Source organism: Psychroflexus salinarum, assembly GCF_042677225.1.
Classification (GTDB): domain Bacteria; phylum Bacteroidota; class Bacteroidia; order Flavobacteriales; family Flavobacteriaceae; genus Psychroflexus; species Psychroflexus salinarum.
Genome location: NZ_JBHTIV010000003.1, coordinates 172,420 through 178,864 on the forward strand (window position 1 = coordinate 172,420; position 6,445 = coordinate 178,864).

Genomic DNA, 6,445 nt, shown 5'->3' on the forward strand with positions numbered 1-6,445 from the left:
GATGTCATTAGAAAAAGGAGAAAAAGTACCACATTTCGAACTTAAAGACCAAAACGGAAATGTTTTTGATTCTAAAAAAGTTATAGGTAAAAAGCCTGTTGTAATTTATTTTTATCCGAAAGATTTTACACCTGGCTGCACAAAAGAGGCTTGTAGCTTTAGAGATAGTTATGAAGATTTTAAAGAAGCCGGCGCAGAAGTAATAGGTATAAGTAATGACTCAGAAAAGTCTCATTCGAAATTCGCAAAAAAACATAACCTTCCCTTCATTTTACTATCAGATTCAAGTGGTAAAGTGAGGAAGAAATTCGGGATTAAGAAAAGCTTACTTGGATTGGTCCCAGGAAGAGAAACTTTTGTTATCGATGGTGAGGGAAAAATTATTTTCAAATTCAATAGCTTAGACGCTTCTAAGCATATGAAGAAAGCGTTAAACGCTGTAAAAAAAATAGATTAGTGCTATATCCCTTAAAGTTTGCACCTATTCTTAAAGAAAAGATTTGGGGAGGTTATAGATTTCATTCTAAAACTCATCAAAACCTTGGTAATAAAAAGATTGGTGAAAGTTGGGAAATAAGTGGCATAAAAGATGATTTTTCTGTAGTTGAAAGCGGGAACCTAAAAGGAAAAAATCTTGAGGATTTAATTAATGAGTTTAAAGATCAACTTCTAGGTAAATCTGTTTACGAAAGATTTAAGACAGAATTTCCAATCTTGATAAAATTCATTGAAGCTGAAGATAATCTATCAGTTCAACTACATCCCGATGACCAACTCGCAAAAAGGCGTCACAATAGTTTTGGTAAAACTGAAATGTGGTACATCATAGAATCTGAAAGTGATGCTAAGCTGATATTAGATTTTAAAGAAAGTATATCTGTAAGTAAGTTTAAAGATTTACAAGAATTAGGAAAGTTGGAACAATCTCTGAATTCAGTTCATGTCAAAGAGGGAGATGCTTTTTTTATAAAACCAGGTCTTGTACACGCCATAGGTGCAGGTGTTTTGCTTGCAGAAATCCAACAGACGTCAGATATTACTTATCGTCTTTATGACTGGAATAGAACTGATGAAGAAGGAAATTCTAGAGAACTTCATACTGACCTTGCTTTAGAAGCAATTGATTTTAGTAACAAATCAGACTTTAAAATTCAGTACGACTCTAAATTGAATACTAAAGTTTCACTAGCAGATACACCTTATTTCAAGACTAAATTTTTAGAGTTTACAGGGAGGTTGAGGCTTAATTATTCAACTATTGACTCTTTTGTTATACTTATGAATGTTGGCTTAACTGAAGCAATAATAATTCATCAAGATAGAGAATATAAGATATCCTCAATGGAAACAATACTTATCCCAGCTTGCATTGATATTTTAGAAATAAAATCAAGAGGCACCAAACTTTTAGAAATCAGCATCTAGTTTTTTAAATTAGTTTACTTTTGCAAAAATTAATTTTTATAAAATGGCTAGTAAAAAGCAACTAAAAAAAGACCTTAATGACCGTTTTGGTGAAATCATAGACGGAGCATTAATCAATCAAGAGGCAAGTTCAGAAGATTTCAAAGAAAAGACTGAAGAACTTGTAGACGATGTTATATCAGAATTCGATCAGTTTGTTGAGCAAATCAATAAAAAAGATATTGACGACAGAGGTAAGCATTTAAAATCTGTAAAAGAATCTATAAACAAAAAGGCTGATGAGTTTATAAAAAGACTCAACAACCTTTAATTTTATTTTCAATACTGAAGTTATTGATTATTATTTTGAAATACTATCAATAACTTCAGTTTTTAAACTTTCCTCATCATTCTTTTTTCTTTCTTCGATGAGTTCCTTCAGTTGCTTCCCGTATATAGAATTTCTAACTGGTTTTTCTAAAGAATTATAAACAGTATCCAGGTATTTAAGGTTAGCATCAAAAGCTTCAGATAATATAACATAAGGAGATACTTCCAGATCTTTATTATTCAGAGCGAAGTTGACAGTATAAAGGTATTTGCGCTTCAAAATAGAATTGAATTTCTTATTTATACTATCAATTCTACTTTCGTCTTGAGATTTATTTGCCTCAAAATTAGCTTCAATTAAATCTAATCGCTGAGAATTAAATCGTTTTACAATTTCTTTATATTCTTCGAGTTTCTTCTGGTTTTCAAATTCAGAAACAATTTCTAAATCCATACCATAATTTTTCAGAGTTGTAGTAATTCTTATTTCACCTGGTTCAGCGAAAAAGTTGATAAGTTCAGGATAATTGTCTCCATTATTTCTCTCCAATTCTATAAACATGAGCTGTGGCTCTTCAATATAAGTATTAAATGCAAATTCTGACGATCCAGAGATTTGGATAGAATCTACAACCACCAGACTTGAATCTCCTATTTTTTGAAGATAAAGTTTTCCTTTCTTGAGACCATCAATATTCCCGGTAATGAATAAATTTTCTTTGTCTTTTTGACACGAAGTTAATAGGATGGTGAAAATAATGAGTGATAAAAAATGTTTCATGTATTGTTTTATTAAATATTTGATGAGATTTCCATTAAAATTGTACAACCTAGCGCCGCGTATGTTCCTACAACGTATCCAAACACAGCTAGTAATACACCAACACTTGTAAGGGAAGGGTGAAAGGCTGAGGCTACGACAGGTGCTGATGCTGCTCCGCCAACATTCGCCTGGCTTCCCACAGCCAAAAAGAAATAAGGCGCTTTGATGAGTTTTGCAATCAATATCAGTAAGCCTGCATGGATACTCATCCATATCAGACCAATAAGTATCAATCCAGGGTTTTCAAACACAGCCGCTAAGTCCATTTTCATCCCTATAGTTGCTACGAGAAAGTAAATAAATATACCACCGATTTTACTTGCTCCAGTACCTTCATAAGACTTTGCTTTAGTAAAAGACAATCCAACTCCAAAGGCTGTAGCAATGGTAACCATCCAGAAAAATGTTGATGAAAATGATGATAAAGCAGAAGACTTATCACTAAAAACTTCAAAGTTTGTAAGCAGAAACTGTGATATATGTTCTGAAGCCCAATGCGAAAATCCTACAGCAAAAAATGCTAGTCCAAGCATTATCATGTAATCTTTAAGTTCAGGAGTTCTAGAGACGCTTTTAGTATATTGTGATACTTTCTCTTTCAATTCTTCAATGGCAGAATTATCAGCTTTAAGCCATTTGTCTATTTTTTCAGATCTTCCTATTCCTAATAAGATTATCGCTAGCCAGAGGTTTGCAACTACAATGTCAACCAAAACCATTCCACCGTATTTTTCTGGATTATATTTAAATATTTCTAGCATTGCAGCCTGGTTCGCTCCACCGCCTATCCAGCTTCCAGCAAGTGTGGAAAGACCTCTCCATACAGCGTCAGGGCCAGCCCCGCCTACCGTTTCTGGAGAGAAAATAGATACTATCAAAATCGCAATAGGTCCTCCAATTACAATCCCAACAGTACCCGTTAAAAACATTATGAGAGCTTTGAAGCCCAAGTTCTTGATTGCTTTTAAGTCTATACTCAAAGTCATTAGTACTAGGGATGCTGGAAGAAAATAACGACTGGCAACAAAATAAAGCTGAGACGTTGAGTCGCTTATTATATTCAAAGAATTGAAAATAGCAGGTATCAAATAGCACATTAAAAGTGCTGGAACAAATTTGTAAAACTTATGCCAAAAGCCACTTTTCTGGCTAGAAGTATAAAAAATTAAAGCAATTGAAAGCATTAAGATGCCCAAAACAACTGCGTCATTGGTAATTAGCGGATTGTTATCCATTATATAGCTTTAGTGGGTAAAAGTAAAAATTATTAGCAATTATTAAGGCTTATGACATTTTAAAATAATCATTCAAAAAATTTGCAACTCCATCCTCTTTTGCATTTTCGATGGTTTTATCAGCAATGTGTTTTACTTCTTTTCTTGCGTTTCCCACAGCAACTCCCAGTCCAGAGGCTTCAAGCATTTCAATGTCATTGAAGTTGTCACCAAAGCTTATCACTTCAGACATATTCAAACCAAATTCTGATTCTATTAAAAATTCAATTGCAGAACGTTTCGAAATTTGTTTAGGAGCAATTTCTATATAAGTGTCTTTGGACCTGTATAAGTGAATATCATTAGAGAAATTTTCAGACAAGAGATCATAAAATTTCGTCACCAACTTTGTATCGCCCATACACATGATTTTATGAGCTCCTTTTCTATGGGTTTTCCAATGTTTCAAGACTTCATTGTTATGCTTTATCGTAGGATTTACTTTTGTATTATTCGTTTCCCTTTCAGTCCAGTGATCCAATTGAGGAGCAAACCAGTTGTCATTATTGTATAGGCTTAAATGGAGACAATCCTCATTCAGATCGATGATTTTATTCACAATTTCAAAAGGAATTGTAGTACTCTGCTTGATGTCATCATTTATGTGAATCAAGCCTCCGTTGTATGCTACAATAGGATGATTTATAATATTTAGTTGCTTTTGTAGATGTTTCATTGCAGATGGCATTCTAGAAGAAATAAGAATAACAGGTAATTTGTCCTTGAGTTTACCAATCTCAGCTATGGTTTTTTTAGAAAGTTGCCTTTCTGCATTCAGAAGAGTTCCGTCGATGTCACTACAAATAAGCTTTATCATTTTCTTTTACATTGAATTTAATACTGCTCAAATTAAAGAGTTTAGATTGTAAGTTTATAACATTTAGTAAGAATAATGTAGATGTTTTTTAAGAATAAACTGAAGGCTTTACGTTTACTTAATACAATTCCATTTATATTTGAAAAAAAAACCAACATGAAATATTTTTTAGCTTTTCTTATATTTTCTCAGACATTACTAGCTTCAGACGACTGGGGTCAAAACGGTCACCGTACAGTTGGTGAGACTGCGGAAAACTATTTGAAATCTAGAGTGAGTAAAAAGATAGATAGAATATTGAATGGTCAATCCATTGCCGATGCTTCTACTTATGCAGATGAGATTAAAAGTGACAGAGCTTATGATGAATATAAGCCATGGCATTATGCCAACATTCCTTTCGATCAAACTTATGCTGAGGCAGAAAAAAATCCTAAAGGAGATATTGTTTTTGGTATTGAAGAGTGTATTTCGAAATTGAAATCGAATAAACTCAATAAGGAACAAGAACAATTTTATTTGAAAATGTTAATCCATCTGGTTGGAGATATGCACCAACCTTTACATTTTGGGCTCAAAGAAGATAAAGGGGCAAATGATTTTAAAGTTAAATGGTTTTACAACCCAACCAATCTTCATAGTGTTTGGGATACCAAAATGATAGAAAGTTATAATATGAGTTATACTGAGCTTTCAGCAAGTTTACCAGAATTGAGTAAGTCAGAAGTTCAATCTATCAAATCCGGAACTTTGCTAGATTGGGTAGAAGAAAGTAGGGCATTAACGCAAGAGGTTTATAACTCAGCAGAAGCAGATGAGAATCTAAGTTATAGATATATGTATGACTGGTTTAATGTTGCTCAATTGCAAATGAAGAAAGCAGGTATAAGATTAGCTGTAATTCTTAACGATATTTACTCTTAATTAATTAATTTCTAAGCGATAACTTATCGCTTAGAAATTTTGTTATGTGTTATTTGTTTCTGTCGAGACGACTTAAATTTTTTCATAGAGCTTTTACTTAGTTTTCTATGTTTGGTGGCTCTTCCCTGGACGCGTTTACGCCACATTTTGAAACTTGAGGGTTTCATTTCCTTTTGCATGATTTTAATAACCTCGCTTTCTGTTACGCCAAATTGAAATTCAATAGCTTCAAAAGGAGTTCTGTCTTCCCAGGCCATTTCAATAATTCGGTCTAATTCTCTTTCAGTAAATTCTTTTTCCATAGTCTATATATATAAGTATGCCCACCATATTAATGCAAGTTGAAGAGGAATTCTTAATATTAAAATCCATCTTGGAACACCAAGTGAATAGTTCTTTCCGCGCAACATATTGAAATGTACAAGCAAGAATACAATCAACATCAATATAATTAGGATAGCACTATAAGATCTAGTTTCTCCAATTAGCAATCCAATGCCTGCTATAATTTCAAAAGTTCCAGCGATTAAATTTAGAGTTCTACGTTTAGGTAAAAATTTAGGAATAATTTTCACATAAACTTTAGGTTTGATAAAATGCATCGCACCAGCGAATACATATATTACAGACATTAATACTAAATCCCAATTCATGCTGCAAGTTAAAATTTAATAGTAGGAACAGTTTGATCACATGTTATTTTAATCAATTTTTCACACCTCATACATTTTTAAGCTATTTAAACTAAAGTAGGAGAGCGTGTTATGTTTTTTGTGGTAAAAAAGATATAAAAAACCTGACAAAAGGTTTGGTTTGAATAGGAAAAGAGTTGTAGTTTTGCGCCCCGCTAATTGAGGTATTGAGGAAGTTAAC

General features: G+C 32.9%; 9 protein-coding genes. 4 read left to right on the forward strand and 5 right to left on the reverse strand.

Features of this window, described 5'->3' with window-relative positions; genetic code table 11:
• The first annotated feature begins 1 nt into the window (after position 1).
• Genes ACFQ0R_RS02165 through ACFQ0R_RS02175 form a run of 3 tightly spaced genes read left to right on the forward strand, consistent with a single transcriptional unit; the run spans position 2 to position 1,735 of the window.
• A complete protein-coding gene (locus ACFQ0R_RS02165) occupies positions 2-457 on the forward strand; it encodes a peroxiredoxin (RefSeq protein WP_379656727.1) in 456 nt (151 codons plus the stop codon).
• Positions 457-1,425, forward strand: a complete 969-nt coding sequence (locus tag ACFQ0R_RS02170) for a type I phosphomannose isomerase catalytic subunit (protein WP_379656728.1) — start codon at positions 457-459, stop codon at positions 1,423-1,425. The genes ACFQ0R_RS02165 and ACFQ0R_RS02170 overlap by 1 nt, the downstream gene beginning before the upstream one ends.
• A gap of 43 nt (positions 1,426-1,468) precedes the next feature.
• Positions 1,469-1,735, forward strand: coding sequence for a hypothetical protein (locus ACFQ0R_RS02175; RefSeq protein WP_379656729.1), 267 nt, complete (start codon positions 1,469-1,471; stop codon positions 1,733-1,735).
• 30 nt (positions 1,736-1,765) lie between these two features.
• Here the strand turns inward: ACFQ0R_RS02175 and ACFQ0R_RS02180 are convergent, their stop codons facing one another.
• From ACFQ0R_RS02180 to ACFQ0R_RS02190, 3 genes are read right to left on the reverse strand one after another with little or no spacing between them, the layout of a single operon-like run.
• The gene (locus ACFQ0R_RS02180) at positions 1,766-2,515 is read right to left on the reverse strand and encodes a DUF4369 domain-containing protein (RefSeq protein WP_379656730.1); all 750 of its coding nucleotides are present in this window, start codon (positions 2,513-2,515) and stop codon (positions 1,766-1,768) included.
• An 11-nt stretch (positions 2,516-2,526) separates the two neighbouring features.
• Positions 2,527-3,792, reverse strand: coding sequence for a DUF819 family protein (locus tag ACFQ0R_RS02185; RefSeq protein ID WP_379656731.1), 1,266 nt, complete (start codon positions 3,790-3,792; stop codon positions 2,527-2,529).
• A 49-nt stretch (positions 3,793-3,841) separates the two neighbouring features.
• Complete coding sequence (locus tag ACFQ0R_RS02190) at positions 3,842-4,648, reverse strand: Cof-type HAD-IIB family hydrolase (RefSeq protein WP_379656732.1); 807 nt, start codon at positions 4,646-4,648, stop codon at positions 3,842-3,844.
• Positions 4,649-4,804: 156 nt separating this feature from the next.
• On the opposite strand from ACFQ0R_RS02190, the gene ACFQ0R_RS02195 reads away from it, so the two are divergent.
• Entirely contained in the window at positions 4,805-5,572 is a 768-nt protein-coding gene (locus ACFQ0R_RS02195; protein ID WP_379656733.1) for a S1/P1 nuclease, read from the forward strand.
• Between the two features lie 23 nt (positions 5,573-5,595).
• On the opposite strand, the gene ACFQ0R_RS02200 is transcribed toward ACFQ0R_RS02195, so the two are convergent.
• Positions 5,596-5,874, reverse strand: coding sequence for a TIGR03643 family protein (locus ACFQ0R_RS02200; RefSeq protein ID WP_379656734.1), 279 nt, complete (start codon positions 5,872-5,874; stop codon positions 5,596-5,598).
• Between the two features lie 3 nt (positions 5,875-5,877).
• Positions 5,878-6,204 carry a DoxX family protein gene (locus ACFQ0R_RS02205; RefSeq protein WP_379656735.1) on the reverse strand — a complete coding sequence of 109 codons (327 nt, stop codon included), beginning with the start codon at positions 6,202-6,204 and terminating at the stop codon, positions 5,878-5,880.
• Positions 6,205-6,445 lie beyond the last annotated feature (241 nt).

Bases quoted from the DNA above. Each gene is read 5' to 3' on its own strand.
- ACFQ0R_RS02165 (WP_379656727.1), top strand. From the start codon at position 2: ATGTCATTAGAAAAAGGAGAAAAAGTACCACATTTCGAACTTAAAGAC.
- ACFQ0R_RS02175 (WP_379656729.1), top strand. From the start codon at position 1,469: ATGGCTAGTAAAAAGCAACTAAAAAAAGACCTTAATGACCGTTTTGGT.
- ACFQ0R_RS02180 (WP_379656730.1), bottom strand. From the start codon at position 2,515: ATGAAACATTTTTTATCACTCATTATTTTCACCATCCTATTAACTTCG.
- ACFQ0R_RS02185 (WP_379656731.1), bottom strand. From the start codon at position 3,792: ATGGATAACAATCCGCTAATTACCAATGACGCAGTTGTTTTGGGCATC.
- ACFQ0R_RS02190 (WP_379656732.1), bottom strand. From the start codon at position 4,648: ATGATAAAGCTTATTTGTAGTGACATCGACGGAACTCTTCTGAATGCA.
- ACFQ0R_RS02195 (WP_379656733.1), top strand. From the start codon at position 4,805: ATGAAATATTTTTTAGCTTTTCTTATATTTTCTCAGACATTACTAGCT.
- ACFQ0R_RS02200 (WP_379656734.1), bottom strand. From the start codon at position 5,874: ATGGAAAAAGAATTTACTGAAAGAGAATTAGACCGAATTATTGAAATG.
- ACFQ0R_RS02205 (WP_379656735.1), bottom strand. From the start codon at position 6,204: ATGTCTGTAATATATGTATTCGCTGGTGCGATGCATTTTATCAAACCT.